Genomic DNA, 16,851 nt, shown 5'->3' on the forward strand with positions numbered 1-16,851 from the left:
ACAAATTGAAAAAGTATATCTTAATATTAGAGAAAGATGGGGAATGAATTTATGATTACGCCAATTCAGAAGAATAAAGTATACGAAGATATATCAACACAGATAAAAAAACAGATTGAAGACGGGACCTGGAAAGAGGGAGAACGTATTCAAGGGGAAATAGAACTGGCAAAAGAATTCCAGGTTGGCAGAAGTTCCATAAGAGAGGCAATAAAATCTTTGCAGGTGTTAGGAATCCTGGAGGCGCGGACCGGACAGGGAACTTATATTGCACCGAATGCGTTACAGAGGATCAATGATAATCGTCTGATGGAAATGATGAGCAATGAACATTATTATGATGAGATCTTACAGTGCAGATTAATATTGGAATCTCAGGCGGCTTACCTTGCAGCAAAGCAGTGTACGGAAGAAGATATTGCATATTTACAGAAAAATTATGAAGAGATGGTAGAAGATACGTTACAGGGCCGGGATGAAGAGTCTGAAAAAAAAGGACATGAATTTCATGCTTACATTGTGAAGATGCTTCATAATGATGTGCTGATGGCGCTATATAATTCATTGGTGCAGATGGTTTTGGAGGAAAGAGAAGAGTTTGAAAAGGACTCGGAGCTTGAAGAGGTGTTATCATACCATCGTGAACATGGTGAGGTGATTCAGGCATTAAAAGATCATGATGCCGAGCGAGCTCGAAAGATTGTGGAATATCATTTAACTAGAAAAATGAGAAATAAATAGAATAAAAACATGAGTTGTCTAAATTGTTGCGACAACTCATGTTTTTTTGAAACAATTTCAAATAACTACTTGACTTTTGATGGATTTAATGTATATTAAATGTAAGGCTGTCAGACAACCAGACAATACAAAATAACAAGGAGGATACAAGGAATGAGAAAAAGAGTCTTGAGTGCGATTTTTGCATGCGTCTTTGCGGTTGGACTTCTTGCAGGATGTGCGAATAGTGGTCAAAATGCATCCGGCGAGACGAAAAGTGGAAAAAGAATTTGGAAATTTGCACACACAAGAGCGGAAGGCACGGATAACGATAAACTTGCCAATGAATTTGCGGATAAATTGACGAGTCAGATGGATAATTTACAGATTAATATTTATCCAAACAACCAACTGGGTGATTATACGGTTGTTCAAGAATGCGCAGGTATGGGAGAAATCCAGTTAATGTTAGGATCGATGTCGCCATCTGTTAACTCTACGTTATCTGTACAAATTGCTCCATATCTGGCAACAAGCTGGGATGAAGCAATGGCATTGTATAATTCGAATGACGGAATGGTATATCAGTATGTAAGCGGCCAGTTGAAAAAAGAAAATATCAAACTTTTAGCCGTAATTCCTAAATATTTCGGTGCAATTATGACAACAAAGCCAGCGAAAAATATTGAAACCCCAGGTGCAAAAAAAGGACTGAAAATTCGTGTTCCTCAGCAAAAAGCGTTTGAAGAGTTCGGAACTGCAATTGGCTTTTCCACAACACCGTTGCCGACATCTGATACATTTACTGCGTTACAGACAGGAGTTGTAGATGGTGTGTCTGGTGGTGGTGCAGAACAGTACTGGAACGATTACGGTGAATTGTGTAAATATTTGTATTGTACAAAGACGCATATGGAATGTCACTGGATTTATATGAGTATGGATACCTGGAAAACATTGTCGGCAGAGGAAAAGCAGATTGTGCAGAAGAGTGCAAAAGAAATTGAGGATGAAGCATTTAAACTTGCTAAGAGTAATGAGAAAAAGTACATTAAGTTATTCAAAGAAAAAGGTGTAGAAGTATACGAACCGGGAAATAAAGTAATCGATGATTATCGAGATTATGTGCGGAAAAAAGTATGGCCAAAAATTGGTTCTGAATATGGTTCCGTATGGGGCAAGTTGAGTAAGAAGATTCAAAATCAATAGGAGGAAAAAGAGATGAAAGTACTTGGAGAAAAAATAGAACGCTTTCTTGACATAGTTGGAAATGTCTGTGAAGTCGTTTGTTCTATATTGGCTTTATTTATGGTATTCCTCGTGACGTTACAGGTTATTTTACGATTTTTTAATATGCCTTTATTTGGAATTGAAGAATTACTGACATTTCCTACTATTTGGGTATATTTCCTTGGCGGAGCGTGTGCAGCATATACGAATTCCCATATTGAATGTGGAATTGTGAAGGCGGTTTCAAAAAATAAACATGCAGTTCAGATTACAGAAATCGTTTGTAATATCGTTGCCAGTGCATTAGCAATATATGTGTTTGACTGGGCGATACAATATTCGATACATAGTCTGGAAATCGGAAAGAAAAGTGCAGTGCTTGGAATCCCTATGCCAATCGGAGAACTGGCAATTCTTACAGGATTGACACTGATGTGTGTATATACATTAGTCGGAACTGTAAAAAATATCGTTAAATTCAAAGAAAAATGGGAAGAAGGAGGAAATAGATCATGAATGTAATGGTTGCATTTGCAATTTGTATGTGCTTGTTATTGATCCTGTTATTGATAGGTATTCCATTACCGTATTGTTTTGCCGGAGCTTTGATTTTCCTGGTAGCAACTTGTAATGTGCCTGTGAGATCTTTGTTTGTGTGGGGATATTCACAGATGATCAGTACCTCACTTCTTGCAGTACCGATGTTTGTAATAGCAGGAAATTTAATCGCAGAAAGCGGCATGGCAGAGAAACTGGTAGGACTTGCCAGAGTATTTGTAGGAAAAATTAAAGGCGCACTCGGAGTTATCGTTGTTGTCATTTGTGGTATTATGGGAGCTATTTCAGGAAGTGCATTCACCGGAATAGCAGCTCTTGGAGGAATTATGATTCCAGAACTTCGAAGAGAAGGATATTCCAGAGGATTTGCGACTTCTTTGGTGACTTGTTCCTCTATTTTGGGAAGCTTAATTCCACCAAGTGTTCCTCTTATTATTTATGGTTGGGCAACAGGAACCAGTATTCTGGCAGGCTTTCTTTCAACTGTAGTACCTGGAATTTTAACAATTATAACCTTTTCTGTTTTAAATATTGTATATGCAAGAAAATATGCGAATGCTCCGGTAGTAGAAGAAACAGTAGCAGAAGAAAAGCCAAAATCAAAGAAAAAAGTAATCATTGAATCCATTCCTGCACTTATGATGCCTGTAATTATTCTTGGAGGAATTTACGGAGGTATCTTTACTGCAACGGAAGCTGCGTCGGTATGTGCGGTGCTTGCAATTTTATTAGGAATCTTTGTGTATCGCAGATTGAAAGCAAAAAATACACTGAATATGTTACGATCTACAGCATCTTCTATAGGATCTATTTTTATGATGATCTTTTTCTGCCTGTTACTGAGTCAGGCAATGACACAGCTTCAGATTCCACAGATGCTCGTAAATGTATTCCTTGGGTTTACAGATAATAAATATGTTGTTCTGCTGATGGTAAATGTATTTCTCCTTTTTGTAGGAATGATTGTTAATGATACAACAGCAATTATGCTTTGTGCTCCGCTGTTACTTCCATTAATTAATGCATATGGAATCTCACCGGTGCATTTTGCAGCAATTATGGTTGTAAATTTATCGGCAGGATGCCTGACACCTCCATATGCAAGTGTGTTGTATTTCGGAATGAAAATCGGCCATGCGGAATTTGGAGAAATGATGAAAAATACAGCCGTATTTTTACTGATCGGATATCTGCCGATTGTGTTACTTACTACTTATATTGAACCAATTTCTATGGCATTGCCAAGACTGTTTGGCCTTGTGTAAATGGAAGAGGAGAGGAAAATGGAAACAAGTATTTTTGAAATAATAGGACCGGTTATGATCGGTCCGTCCAGCTCTCACACAGCTGGTATGGCCAGAATAGGAATGATGGCAAATCGTATTTTACAGGTGGAAGCAGCTTCTGTCAGATTGACGTTGAGTCCGAAAATGAGAACTACTTATTATGGACATCGTTCTGATGCAGCACTTTTTGGTGGAACGCTTGGAATGTCGGAAAATGATCCGGAGATTCGTGATGCAATTGCAATCGCACATGCGAACGGAGTGGAGACAAAGGTGGATTTTCTGGAAGAAGGAAAATATCCGGAAAATTCAGCCAGAGTTACAGTATATACAAAAGATGGTGAAGAATATTCCGTATTTGGAACTTCAATAGGTGGCGGAAGCATTCTTATCAGTGAAATTGACCGGGTTCCTATGCGCCTGACAGCGGATACCTGGCATGTGATAGTATGGAGTGAAACAGAGCTGGCAAAAGAGACATTTGCAGGAGCAAAAGAAGTACAGCAGGGCATTTCAGAAAAACAAGAATATGTAACGTGTGGTACGTTTCTTGAAAAACCGGATGAGAGTATGCTTGAGTTGCTTCGCGGGCAGAACATGGTGAAAAAAATAAGTCTTGCGTCACCGGTTCTTGCCTATGGATCCTCTAAAAGACATGTAGAATGGATCAGTTCTTGTGACAGCGTTTGTGAATATGCTGAAAAGGAGAATTTAACACTGGCAGAGACTGCTGTCAGATATGAATCCTTACGATCCGGATTTTCGGAAAAAGTAATTCGTGACCGAATGCATGAACAGTGGCTTTTGATGAAAGAATCTGTGGAAAAAGGACAGGAAGAGCATCAGCTGCTCTATGGACTTACCAGTGGAAAAGATGGAAAAATGCTGATGCAGGCAGTGGAGAAAGAAGAGACGATTTCAGGAGGTACGATTCCACTTGCGACAGCAATGGCTCTTGGAGTTATGGAATATAATGGCTCCATGGGATGTATTGTCGCAGCTCCAACTGCAGGTTCCTCAGGAATTGCACCTGGATGCATGACTGCATTGCAACAGGTACATCAACTTTCAGATAAACAGATTGAAGACGGGCTGTTTGTAAGTGCATTGATTGGCGTTATAATGGCTGCTTGTGATGTGTCTTTTTCAGGATCTGTCGGAGGCTGCCAGGGAGAAGTAGGAGTATCCAGTGCAATTACATCAGCAGGTATGGCCAGTATTTTCACTGAAGATAAGGAAGCAATTATGCATGCAATGGCTATTTGTATGAAGAATTTGCTGGGACTTGTGTGTGATCCGATAGCAGCACCGATTGAAGTTCCATGTATAAAGCGAAATGCAGTTGGTGTGGCAAATGCTTATATTTCTTCCGATATGGCTTTGGCAGGAGTAAGAAGCTTTATTCCGCCGGACGAGGTGATCGATGCACTGATTGATGTAGAGAAGCGCCTGCCATCAGAATTAAAGTGTGCAACAATAGGTGGACTGGCATGTACCAAAACAGCTGTGTGTACACGAAAAAAATTAACGCAGTAGATTTTTAACATAGAACCCTATAATATGAAAATGAAAAAGAGACTTACGCATGAATGATATGCTCCCCTTCTATGGAGTGTACAAACAGAGTGAAGTCTCTTTTTCGTTGTTTATAGACAAAAAATATGATAGAATATGTGAGAATTTTAACCTGATAATATTGTATAAGAAGGAATAGAAGAGAAAATGGAAAATCTGATATTTAGTTTAAATGCAACCGTCCCGATTTTTTTACTTATGATTCTGGGACTATTATTTCACAAAATCGGATGGATTGATGATGTATTTGCACAGAAAATGAACAAATTCGTATTTGTGGTTCCGCTTCCGGTTTTAGTGTTTAGTGATCTGGCCACAGTCGATTTTCACGAAGTATGGAATATGAAATTTGTATTGTTTTGTTTTCTGGCAACATTTTTCAGTATTACACTGGTATCATTTATGTCACTGGGGTTAAAAGAAAGAGCTTTGAGAGGAGAATTTATTCAGGCGTCCTACAGGAGCAGTGCAGCTCTTCTGGGAATTGCATTTATACAGAATATATACGGAAATGCAGGAATGGCACCGGTTATGATCATTGGAAGTGTGCCGCTTTATAATATTATGGCAGTATTGGTGTTATCCCTCTTTAAGCCGGGACAGAGTGGACTTGATAAGGCTGTTTTAAAAAGAACAGCAAAAGGTATTGTGACGAATCCGATTATTTTAGGAATTGTAGCAGGACTTCTTTGGTCTGCACTTGGACTTAAGATGCCACATATTATGCAGAAGACGGTAACAAATATTGGCGGTGTTGCAACGCCGATGGGGCTTATGGCAATGGGAGCTACTTTCGATATAAAGAAGGCATTTGCAAAAGTGAAACCGGCAGCAGTTGCAACATTTATGAAATTAATTGGTCTTGCGGCAATCTTTCTTCCGATTGCGATTATGCTTGGATTCCGGAGAGAAGAACTGGTGGCGATACTGGTAATGCTGGGATCAGCGACAACAGTAAGCTGTTTTGTGATGGCCAAAAATATGGGACATGAAGGAGTCCTTAGTTCCAGTGTTGTAATGCTTACTACATTGTTCAGTGCATTCACACTGACAGGCTGGCTGTACATATTAAAAAGCATGAACTTTATATAGTTCATGCTTTTCAAAACTTTTGATACTAATGACAAACTTTGCAAGGCCTTTTCTTTGGACATGAGGCGAGTGATCCTGATTTTACAACACGAGAGCGGCTAAGCGTAGGGCAGCTTCTGGTGCTGTGGTAGACTTGTCCGGAAGGAGTCCAATATACGGTTCCAGAAGTCTTTTTCGGTTTTGGTTTTCTCTTTTTAGTAATGATCCGTACTTTGCACGTAGCTTTTTTTCCGGATTTTAAGGTGACAGTTATTTTAACTTTTCCGTTTTTCTTTGCTTTGATTTTCCCGGTTTGTGTGACAGATGCCAGTTTTTTATTGCTAGATTTCCATTTTTTTACAGAATCTCCTCTTCCATAGGAAACTTTAAGCTTTTTTGATTTTCCCTTATAAAGCGTTAGCGATTTTGGTGCTATTTTAGCATATGCTTTTATTTTTGGAGTTGTTTTGGTTTGAATGCTGTCGCAATACCAACAAAAGCGTTCTTTTGTACCGGTTCTAAATACAGTTGCTTCTTTTACTACCTCCCATTCAGACCAGTCGTGTGTGCAGACATCAGCATCTGAATCAGCGGCCTGTGCCGGTAATGGCATAGGAAGCAGAACTGTCAGCAATAAAGCGACTAACAGTGTGGTAAATTTCTTTTTCATGATTTCTTCCCTCTTTCTATCGATTATGATAACTTTATTATAAGAAGTAAAAAAGTGAAAGTCAAACCTTAAGGATTTCTGAAATCTGTGTAAAATCCTTGACAAAAACAGAATCGATAGATATGATATTCAGTGAGTTTATACGTAAAGGCGTTGAAGAAGAGGAGTATGTATCATTCCCTGCCAGAGAGAACTGTCCGCAGGCTGGAAGACAGTTTCAGAATCAGAAGATACAGAAGGTAGCTTTGGATGCCGGATATCTGAAACGACAGGTTACGAACTGGTCAGTAGAGTTAGAGATCAGAGGAACAAGTAGGATATCCCGGAGTCATTCCCGTTAAAGAATAAGATGAGAGATATGGAAGAGTTTCTTCTATATAATAAAGGTGGTACCGCGGTTACAGTCGCCCTTTACGTGTGTAAAGGGCGTTTTTAATTGTCCAAATGTGACCAAAGTGTGAAATAAGAACTTATGAGGAATTATGAGGAGGAAACAATGAGTCAGAACTTAGAGACCACATACAATCCAAAAGAGATTGAATCAAAATTATATGAAAAATGGTGTGAAAACCAGTATTTTCATGCAGAAGTAGACAGAAGTAAGAAACCATTTACAACAGTAATGCCGCCACCGAATATTACCGGTAAGCTGCATATGGGACATGCTTTAGACAATACACTGCAGGACATTCTGATCCGTTATAAGAGAATGCAGGGGTATAATGCTCTGTGGATTCCGGGAACAGATCATGCAGCAATCTCTACAGAAGTAAAAGTTACCAATCAGTTAAAAGAAGAAGGAATTGATAAAAAAGAACTTGGAAGAGAGAAATTCTTAGAGAGAACATGGCAGTGGAAAGAAGAGTATGCCGGAACAATCGAAGGACAGTTAAAGAAACTTGGTGTTTCCTGTGACTGGGACAGAGAGCGATTTACAATGGATGAAGGCTGCTCCAAGGCTGTAGAGCAGGTATTTATCAGCCTGCATGAGAAAGGATTTATTTATAAAGGATCCCGTATCATTAACTGGTGTCCGGTATGTAAGACATCCCTTTCTGATGCGGAAGTAGAGCATGAAGAGCAGGATGGATTCTTCTGGCATATCAAATATCCGATCGTTGGAACAGATGATTTCCTTGAGATTGCGACAACACGTCCGGAGACAATGCTTGGAGATACGGCAATCGCAGTACATCCGGATGATGAGAGATACAAAGATATCGTAGGAAAAAAATGTCTTCTGCCGCTGACAGACAGAGAGATTCCGATCGTTGCAGATTATTATGTAGACAAAGAATTCGGAACAGGTGCTGTTAAGATTACACCGGCTCACGACCCGAACGACTTTGAAGTCGGAAAACGCCATAATCTGCCGGAGATCAATGTCATGAACGATGATGCGACGATCAACGAACAGTATGGTGGTAAATATGCAGGTATGGATCGTTACGAAGCAAGAAAAGCAATGGTTGCTGATCTGGAAGAGCAGGGATATCTTGTAAAGGTTGTTCCGCACTCTCATAATGTTGGAACACATGACCGTTGCCACACAACGGTTGAACCGATGGTAAAGCAGCAGTGGTTTGTGAAGATGGACGAACTCGCAAAACCGGCGATCAATGCGATCAAGACTGGCGAATTAAAATTCGTTCCGGAGCGTTTTAACAAGATTTATCTGCACTGGCTGGAAAATATCCGTGACTGGTGTATTTCTCGCCAGATCTGGTGGGGCCACAGAATCCCGGCTTACTACTGTGATGATTGCGGAGAAGTTGTTGTATCTCACGGTATGCCGGAAAAATGCCCGAAATGCGGATGTACACATCTGACACAGGACGAAGATACACTGGATACATGGTTCAGTTCAGCGCTGTGGCCGTTCTCAACACTTGGATGGCCGGATCAGAGCGAAGATCTGGATTACTTCTATCCGACAGATGTGCTTGTAACAGGATATGATATTATCTTCTTCTGGGTAATCCGAATGGTATTCTCAGGATATGCACATACTGGAAAAGCGCCGTTCCATACCGTATTTATTCATGGACTGGTAAGAGATTCACAGGGACGTAAGATGAGTAAGTCTCTTGGAAATGGTATCGATCCACTGGAAATCATCGACCAGTACGGAGCAGATGCGCTGCGTATGACACTGATTACCGGTAATGCACCTGGTAACGATATGCGTTTCTATAATGAAAGAGTTGAGGCAAGCCGAAACTTTGCAAATAAAGTATGGAATGCGTCACGTTTCATTATGATGAACCTGGATGAGAAGAAATTAGAAGAACCTGCAAAAGACAGCTTGCATCCGTCAGATCAGTGGATCTTATCAAAATGCAACACATTGATTAAAGATGTGACAGAAAACATGGATAAATTCGAACTCGGAATTGCATTGTCTAAGCTGTATGACTTCATCTGGGATGAGTTCTGTGACTGGTATATCGAGCTTGCAAAATATCGTATTTACCATGCAGAAGAAGATCCAAAGGGAGCAAATGACGCACTCTGGACATTAAGAGAAGTTCTGAAAGACTCTCTGAAATTACTGCATCCGTATATGCCATTTGTAACAGAAGAGATTTACGGCAAGCTGATTCCGGAAGAGGAGTCACTGATGATGTCTGCATGGCCGGAATATGACGAAGCTCTGAACTTTCCGGAAGCTGAGCGCATTGTAGATCACTACAAAGAGATTGTACGTGGTATCCGTAACGTACGTGCAGAGATGAACGTTCCGAATTCAAGAAAAGCAACTGCATATGTAGTTTGCGAAGATCAGACATTATGCGATGGACTTGCATTTATGACAAATTCTGCAAAACAGATGGCTTCTGTGCTGGATCTTGTTATTCAGAAAGATAAAGCAGGAATTGCAGATGACGCAGTATCCGTAGTTGTTCCGGATGCAACTGTATACGTTCCGTTAGAAGAACTGATTGACTTCGATCAGGAAATCGAACGTCTGACCAAAGAAGAAACTCGTTTAAATAAAGAGATTGCCCGTGCACAGGGAATGTTAAATAATGAAAAATTTGTAAGCAAAGCACCGGAAGCAAAAGTTCAGGAAGAACGTGAGAAACTGGAAACTTACAAACAGATGAAAGCACAGGTATCTGAAAGATTGGAAGGACTGAAAGCAAAACAGTCCAAATAAACTAGAAGATATGTAAGGGGATATTATGAAAAAAATTCATATTAAAAAACCGGATATTAAAGGTGCAATTGACAAATTAAAGAATCTGAAAAAAGAAGACGTTATTCGCCACTTTAAGGCACGAAAGGAGCGGCGTGCGAGAATTATTGAAGCGCGCCGCAACAGTGCATTTGCAAGGAAAATGCAGCCTGTTTATAAATTTATGAATCGTTTTTCGCTGGTGTTCCATGCGCTGCTTGCATGTATCATCAACTTCGCAATTGAGGCGATTTCCCGTCATTCACTCGTAGAAGCGTGGATTTATATGACGGGATCCCCTTTGGTATTTTTGTATAATGCATTTATGATATTTGTCACATTTTCCATTGTATATTTGTTCAAGCGGAGAGTGTTTGTCCGGATTATTATCAGTGTATTCTGGATGATTCTTGGTATAGCAAACGGCTATATGCTGCTAAAGCGTGTTACTCCATTTAATGCGCAGGATTTGAAGATTGCATCAGACGGATTATCGCTGATCAATAAATATCTGGACGGATTTGAGATTATATTATTTATCGTAGGAATCGCGGCGGTTGTTGTATGGATGATTTCTATGTGGAGACGTGGCGGACAGTATGATGGAAAGATTCACCACGTTCGTGCATTGATTGGAATTGTTGTATGTGCAGTGTTATATGTATTTGTTTCCAATCAGGCAGTAGACAAAAGAGTCGTATCCACATATTTCGGAAATATCGCATTTGCATATGAAGACTACGGACTTCCGTACTGCTTCATGGCAAGTGTGTTCAACACCGGAATTGATGAGCCGAGCGGTTACAGTAAGAAAACGATGGAAGAGATCGGACAGAATGGGAAACTTACGGAATCTAAGATCACAAATGCAAAGACGAAGAAGACAAAACCGAATATTTTATTTGTTCAGCTGGAATCTTATTTCGATGTAGATAATGCAGAATTTTTCAAGACATCTCAGGATGTGTGCCCGAATCTTCATAAGATGTTTAAGAAATATTCGACCGGATATTTCAAGGTACCATCAGTAGGAGCCGGAACAGCGAACACAGAGTTTGAGGTGCTGACCGGAATGAATTTACGTTATTTCGGACCGGGAGAATATCCATATAAGACAATGCTGAAGGATCATACATGCGAGAGTGCGGCTACTGCATTAGGAAAATTAGGATACGGAACACATGCGCTGCATAATAATGGCGGTAATTTCTACAGCCGTGCGAGAGTATTTAATAATATTGGATTTGACAGTTTTACGAGTAAAGAATTTATGAACATTTTGCAGCTTACAGAGAATGGCTGGGCGAAAGATGCCGTGCTTGTACAGCATATTATGGATGCGATGAATTCAACAAAAGAAAATGATTTCGTATTTACAGTCAGCCTGCAAGGACATGGTGATTACCCGACAGAGAAAGTAATCCAGAATCCGAGAATTACAGTATCGGGGATCGATGATGAGGCATTGAAGAATAAATGGGAATACTATGTAAATCAGGTTTATGAGATGGATCAGTTTGCCGGTAATCTGATTAAGGCAGTAGAGAAGAGAAAAGAACCGACCGTTGTAGTTTTCTACGGCGATCATCTTCCGACAATGGGCTTAAAAGCAGAAGACTTAAAGAGCCGGTATCTCTACAACACGAACTATGTCATCTGGGATAATATCGGGCTTAAGAAACAGGACAGAAATATTCCGTCTTACCAGATCATGTCAGAAGTATTTGAACGTCTGGGAATCCATTCCGGAACATTGTTCAACTATCATCAGACAAGAAGAAAGACGAAGAATTATCTGTCCGACCTGGAGCTTTTACAGTACGATATCCTTTATGGCAAACAGTATGTTTACAATGGCAAGAAACCGATCACAGAAGGACATATGAAGATGGGAATCCGCAATGTAACATTGAAAAATGTTGTACCGCATCTCGATGAAGGTTACAGTCTGTATGGCGAAAACTTTACCAAATCGAGCAAAGTATTTGTAAATGACGAGAAGCAGGATTCTACGTTTCTGAATAATACGAGAATTGACCTGGATGAGACAGAACTTAAGAATGGAGATAAGATCTCGATTGTACAAATGGGATCTAGCGATACGGTATTCAGAAAGTCAGATGAATATATTTATAAGGATGGAAAACTGACAGTACAAAAAGGAACAGGAACCGATACAACCAAGTCCTGGGTACCACAGGCCGACGGAGATAAATAATGAAACATCAAATACCGTCTAATTACAGGGAAGCTGTCGATTATATCGAAGAGCTTCCCAAGTTTACGGAAAAACATCCGTTAAAGCATACAAAAAAATATTTGGAAAAATTACAGAATCCGGCAGAGAACTGCAAAGTCATCCATGTGGCGGGTACGAATGGAAAAGGTTCCGTATGTGCTTATCTGCAGGCTGTTTTGCAGGCAGAAGGAAAAAAAACAGGTTTTTTCACATCGCCACATCTGATCAAGATCAATGAACGAATACAGATTGACAGAGAAGAGATTTCCGATGATACATTTTATGATGTATTCTGTGAAGCGTATCATGTAGCACAGGAAATGGAGCAGGAAGGTGAAGGACATCCTTCTTATTTTGAATTCCTGTTTGGCATGGGGATGAAAGCCTTTGAAAAGGCAGGCGTAGAATATATCATTTTGGAAACAGGACTCGGTGGCAGACTGGATGCGACCAATGCTGTGGAAAGTCCGGTTCTTACAGTCATCACATCCATCAGTCTGGATCACACAGCGATTCTGGGTGATACAATTGAGAAAATTGCTTTTGAAAAAGCAGGGATTATCAAGGAAGGAGTTCCGGTTATTTTTGACGGAAGCCGGGCAGAGGCGACGGAAGTGATACGACGCCAGGCGGAGAAAATGCACGCACCTTGCAGAAAAATCTCGAAAAATGCGTTCGAAATCCGTGAAATTACGAGAAACCATATTGCATTTTCAAGGCGAAATGCTTATGATAAAGATGTTATCTGGCAGGTTCCAATCTGCGGATGTTATCAGGTAATGAATGCGCAGATTGCGTTGGAAGCACTGGAATGTCTGTTAGGAAACTGTGAGAGCGAACCGGACAGGAGGAAGAAGTGGGTTGATGCCGTCGCATCTATTCACTGGGAAGGGCGTATGGAAGAAGTAGCGGAGCATGTGCTTGTAGACGGAGCGCATAATCCGGGTGCGATCGAAGCGTTTGTGGAGAGTATACACCTTTTGTATCCGGAACCGGAACCATTGCCGATAGTAGTATTTTCTGCTGTGGCGGACAAAGACTACGAGTGGATGATTGCATATCTGTGCAGGTATCTGCCGGCAAAGTTATATATTGTAACAGAGATCCCTGACAAACGGAGAGTGTCAGCCGAAGAACTTAAGAAAGTATTTGAAAGATATACGGACTGTGAAGTTGTGGCTAAAAGCGATATAGGGGATGCCCTTAAGGAAGCTTATGACAGACGGGGAGAGAGTGAGATTTACTGTCTCGGATCTTTGTATCTTGTGGGAGCTATAAAAGAACGAATAGCAGGAGGTAACAATCATGCTGAATTACGATGAAGAAGTGAAGAAGTTTCAGCCGAGTCTGGAAGTAGAAGATATCGAGGGCGCGGTGTATCAGGAAGACTTAAGTGATATGACAGACATTATACGAGAGATGATGGAACAGACGAAATAAAGGGGATTATATGGATTATTCAACGAAACTCGTGTACCAGTCCAACTACTGGTATAATGATGGTCTGAAGCGTGCGAATATACGGGATCTGTCCGGAGCAATTCTATCGCTCAGACGTAGTTTACAATATAATAATGCGAATGTAGCAGCCAGAAACCTTCTCGGTCTTGTTTATTATGGCAGAGGAGAAGTGGTAGAAGCACTTGTAGAATGGATTCTCAGTAAGAATTTCCAATCCAAAGATAATATTGCCAATTATTTTATTAAAAAGGTACAGGAAGTTCCGGGAGAGCTGGAGCAAGTGAACCAAGCAGTCAAAAAATATAACCAGAGTATTAAATATGCCAGACAGGGTGGCGATGATATTGCGATCATGCAGCTTAAGAAAGCAGTTGCCGCGCATCCGGGTTATGTAAAAGCACGCCAGCTTCTGGCACTTCTGTATCTGAAGAATGAACAGTATTCTATGGCGAGACAGGAGATCCGTGCAGCGCACAGGCTAGATACGACAGATCCGGTGACACTTCGATATATGCATGAACTGAATCAGATCCGAAAGAGCAGAACTGTCAGAATAAAAGATAAGAAAAAAGAAGATTTTGTTTCTTACAATCTGGGAAATGAGACGATCATTCAGCCGGCATCCGGTAATTTTAAAGAAAATCTGGGGCTGCATACAGTTCTGAATATTTTGATCGGACTTGCAGTCGGTGTCGCGGTTATGTGGTTTCTGATCCTTCCGGCGGTATCTAATTCAAGACAGAAGACTGTCAACAAACAGACGGCTTCGTTCAGTGACCAGATTGCAACGCAGGATGCGCAGATTAGTGCACTTAAGAAAGAACTGGAAACTTACCGCTCTTCCGACAAGAAGAATAAGAAATCAAAAGCAACCGCAGCTACAACACAGGAAAGCTATGAGGCGGTGATGAACATTGCTGATCATTACAAAGCCGGTGATATGAGTAATGCGGATATGCTGGCAGAGCTTCTGAAAGTGAATAAGAGCACACTTGGCACACAGGGAAAGAAACAATTTGAGCAGATTACATCATCACTTTATCCGACAATGTGCCAGAGATTATTTGCTACTGCGACAGCAAATTATGATGCGGCAAATTATGATACTGCGATCAGTAATCTGGATCAGATCATGCAGATGGACCAGGGTTACAATGATGGAAAAGCAATGCTCCTTCTTGCACAATGCTATGAAAAACAGAATAAGACAGGCAAGGCTAATACATACTATCAGAAGATTGTCGATAAGTACAGCGGAAAAGAAGCGGCTACAACAGCGCAAGAGGCATTGAATAAACAGAATAAACAAAACTAAATAAATATATGAATGTAATTACGAAAGAAAAGGATATGCGAAGAAGCATGTCCTTTTTCTTTACTCAAAAAAGGAGGACACACAATGAAATATGAAGTGCAGGAGAACTGTCTTACTATTTTTCTCCCCGGAGAACTGGATCATCACAATGCAGAAGAAATCCGGAAACGTTCCGATTATCTGATCGACCAGAATCATATCCGGTATGTGATCTTTGATTTTACGGATACGACATTTATGGACAGCTCCGGAATCGGTGTCATTATGGGGAGATATAAACGAATTTATATGCTGGGAGGAGAGGTGTGTGCCGTGCATACAAGTGAAAGAATGAAAAAAATACTGACAATGTCAGGAGTAACCAGGATCATGCAGATTTATGAGGAGGACAGGTAGATGGAAAATACGAATGAAATGGAACTTATTTTTGACAGCCGCTCGGCAAATGAATCTTTTGCCAGAGTAACTGTTGCATCATTTATGACGTCACTGAATCCGACACTGGAAGAAGTGTCGGATGTGAAAACGGCAGTTTCAGAAGCTGTAACAAATGCCATTATACATGGATATGAAAATGAAGTACATAACATCCGCATCCACTGTAAAACAAAAGGACAGACTTTATATGTAGAAATCTCTGATCAGGGAAAAGGAATTGAAGATGTAAAGCAGGCAATGGAACCGCTCTTTACAACAAGACCGGAACTGGATCGGTCGGGAATGGGATTTTCCTTTATGGAAGCATTTATGGATCTTTTGGAAGTGGAGTCGGAAGTCGGGAAAGGAACGACGGTAAAGATGGCAAAAACTATTGGTAAAGGACGTAAATTATGGATCACACAATCGCTTTGATCAGAAAATCACATGCGGGCAACCGTACGGCAAGAGCGCAGCTTGTGGAAGAAAATACAGGACTTGTCTGGTGTATTGTGAAACGGTATTTTAACCGGGGTGTGGAAGCAGAAGATTTGTTCCAGATCGGAACGATCGGGCTTTTGAAAGCGATTGACAAATTCGATCTGAAATATGAAGTGAAATTTTCAACTTATGCAGTCCCGATGATCGTCGGTGAAATCAAACGCTTTCTGCGGGACGATGGAATGATCAAAGTGAGCAGATCGCTGAAAGAACTGGCATACCGTGGGTATCTCTGTCAGGAAGCACTTGGTAAAAAACTGGGACGCGAGCCATGTATTACAGAAGTTGCTGCAGAGATGCAGGTAGAACCGGAAGAACTGGTACAGGCGTTTGAAGCGACCGGAGAATTGGAATCTCTGCATAAACCAATCTACAGAAAAGACGGACAGGAGCTGACACTGGCAGACAAACTGGCAAGTCCGGCAGAAGAGACGGAAGAAGTGCTGAATCACATGTTTTTGAAAGAATTGCTGGCAAGTCTTAATAAAGAAGAACGAAGACTGATCTATCTGAGATATTTTGCAGAACGTACACAGTCTCAGGTGGGAGAAGAACTTGGTATTTCGCAGGTACAGGTATCTCGGATGGAGAAAAAAATATTAAAAAGTATGCGGGAACAGATCTGACAGG

General features: G+C 40.7%; 15 protein-coding genes and 1 other annotated feature. Of the genes, 14 read left to right on the forward strand and 1 reads right to left on the reverse strand.

The window, feature by feature from the left end; genetic code table 11:
• The first annotated feature begins 36 nt into the window (after positions 1 to 36).
• The 6 genes from DXC04_RS00105 (at position 37) to DXC04_RS00130 (ending at position 6,461) form a co-directional block, all read left to right on the forward strand.
• On the forward strand, positions 37 to 741 hold the full coding sequence (locus DXC04_RS00105; protein ID WP_117536909.1) for a FadR/GntR family transcriptional regulator: 705 nt from the start codon (positions 37 to 39) through the stop codon (positions 739 to 741).
• Positions 742 to 894: 153 nt separating this feature from the next.
• Positions 895 to 1,929 (forward strand): TRAP transporter substrate-binding protein DctP, encoded by a 1,035-nt coding sequence (gene dctP / locus DXC04_RS00110; protein ID WP_117536908.1) that lies wholly within the window; start codon positions 895 to 897, stop codon positions 1,927 to 1,929.
• A gap of 12 nt (positions 1,930 to 1,941) precedes the next feature.
• Positions 1,942 to 2,466 carry a TRAP transporter small permease gene (locus DXC04_RS00115; protein WP_118287956.1) on the forward strand — a complete coding sequence of 175 codons (525 nt, stop codon included), beginning with the start codon at positions 1,942 to 1,944 and terminating at the stop codon, positions 2,464 to 2,466.
• Positions 2,463 to 3,773 (forward strand): TRAP transporter large permease, encoded by a 1,311-nt coding sequence (locus DXC04_RS00120; protein ID WP_118287955.1) that lies wholly within the window; start codon positions 2,463 to 2,465, stop codon positions 3,771 to 3,773. The genes DXC04_RS00115 and DXC04_RS00120 overlap by 4 nt, the downstream gene beginning before the upstream one ends.
• An 18-nt stretch (positions 3,774 to 3,791) precedes the next feature.
• Positions 3,792 to 5,330, forward strand: a complete 1,539-nt coding sequence (locus DXC04_RS00125) for an L-serine ammonia-lyase, iron-sulfur-dependent, subunit alpha (RefSeq protein ID WP_158570016.1) — start codon at positions 3,792 to 3,794, stop codon at positions 5,328 to 5,330.
• 186 nt (positions 5,331 to 5,516) lie between these two features.
• Positions 5,517 to 6,461, forward strand: coding sequence for an AEC family transporter (locus DXC04_RS00130; RefSeq protein ID WP_118659429.1), 945 nt, complete (start codon positions 5,517 to 5,519; stop codon positions 6,459 to 6,461).
• Positions 6,462 to 6,486: 25 nt separating this feature from the next.
• Here the strand turns inward: DXC04_RS00130 and DXC04_RS00135 are convergent, their stop codons facing one another.
• Positions 6,487 to 7,110 (reverse strand): Ig-like domain-containing protein, encoded by a 624-nt coding sequence (locus DXC04_RS00135; RefSeq protein WP_021860747.1) that lies wholly within the window; start codon positions 7,108 to 7,110, stop codon positions 6,487 to 6,489.
• A 144-nt stretch (positions 7,111 to 7,254) separates the two neighbouring features.
• Positions 7,255 to 7,525, forward strand: a binding site (T-box leader).
• Positions 7,526 to 7,606: 81 nt separating this feature from the next.
• Between DXC04_RS00135 and DXC04_RS00145 the strand changes: the two genes are divergently transcribed.
• From DXC04_RS00145 to DXC04_RS00175, 8 genes are all read left to right on the forward strand, one after another.
• On the forward strand, positions 7,607 to 10,270 hold the full coding sequence (locus DXC04_RS00145) for a valine--tRNA ligase (RefSeq protein WP_021860748.1): 2,664 nt from the start codon (positions 7,607 to 7,609) through the stop codon (positions 10,268 to 10,270).
• A gap of 25 nt (positions 10,271 to 10,295) precedes the next feature.
• Positions 10,296 to 12,506 carry an LTA synthase family protein gene (locus DXC04_RS00150; protein ID WP_118659433.1) on the forward strand — a complete coding sequence of 737 codons (2,211 nt, stop codon included), beginning with the start codon at positions 10,296 to 10,298 and terminating at the stop codon, positions 12,504 to 12,506.
• Complete coding sequence (locus tag DXC04_RS00155) at positions 12,506 to 13,849, forward strand: bifunctional folylpolyglutamate synthase/dihydrofolate synthase (protein ID WP_118659435.1); 1,344 nt, start codon at positions 12,506 to 12,508, stop codon at positions 13,847 to 13,849. Before DXC04_RS00150 ends, DXC04_RS00155 begins: the two co-directional genes overlap by 1 nt.
• Positions 13,833 to 13,967, forward strand: a complete 135-nt coding sequence (locus DXC04_RS16015) for a hypothetical protein (RefSeq protein ID WP_021860751.1) — start codon at positions 13,833 to 13,835, stop codon at positions 13,965 to 13,967. The genes DXC04_RS00155 and DXC04_RS16015 overlap by 17 nt, the downstream gene beginning before the upstream one ends.
• A gap of 10 nt (positions 13,968 to 13,977) precedes the next feature.
• Positions 13,978 to 15,303: a tetratricopeptide repeat protein gene (locus tag DXC04_RS00160; protein ID WP_118659437.1), complete on the forward strand. Its 1,326-nt coding sequence runs from the start codon at positions 13,978 to 13,980 to the stop codon at positions 15,301 to 15,303.
• 84 nt (positions 15,304 to 15,387) lie between these two features.
• Positions 15,388 to 15,699, forward strand: coding sequence for an anti-sigma F factor antagonist (spoIIAA, locus tag DXC04_RS00165; protein ID WP_021860753.1), 312 nt, complete (start codon positions 15,388 to 15,390; stop codon positions 15,697 to 15,699).
• A complete protein-coding gene (gene spoIIAB, locus DXC04_RS00170) occupies positions 15,700 to 16,155 on the forward strand; it encodes an anti-sigma F factor (RefSeq protein WP_118519547.1) in 456 nt (151 codons plus the stop codon).
• The gene (locus DXC04_RS00175) at positions 16,134 to 16,847 is read left to right on the forward strand and encodes a SigF/SigG family RNA polymerase sporulation sigma factor (protein ID WP_021860755.1); all 714 of its coding nucleotides are present in this window, start codon (positions 16,134 to 16,136) and stop codon (positions 16,845 to 16,847) included. The genes spoIIAB and DXC04_RS00175 overlap by 22 nt, the downstream gene beginning before the upstream one ends.
• Positions 16,848 to 16,851 lie beyond the last annotated feature (4 nt).

The organism is Dorea sp. OM07-5 (assembly GCF_003481355.1).
GTDB classification, from domain to species: domain Bacteria; phylum Bacillota; class Clostridia; order Lachnospirales; family Lachnospiraceae; genus Dorea_D; species Dorea_D hominis.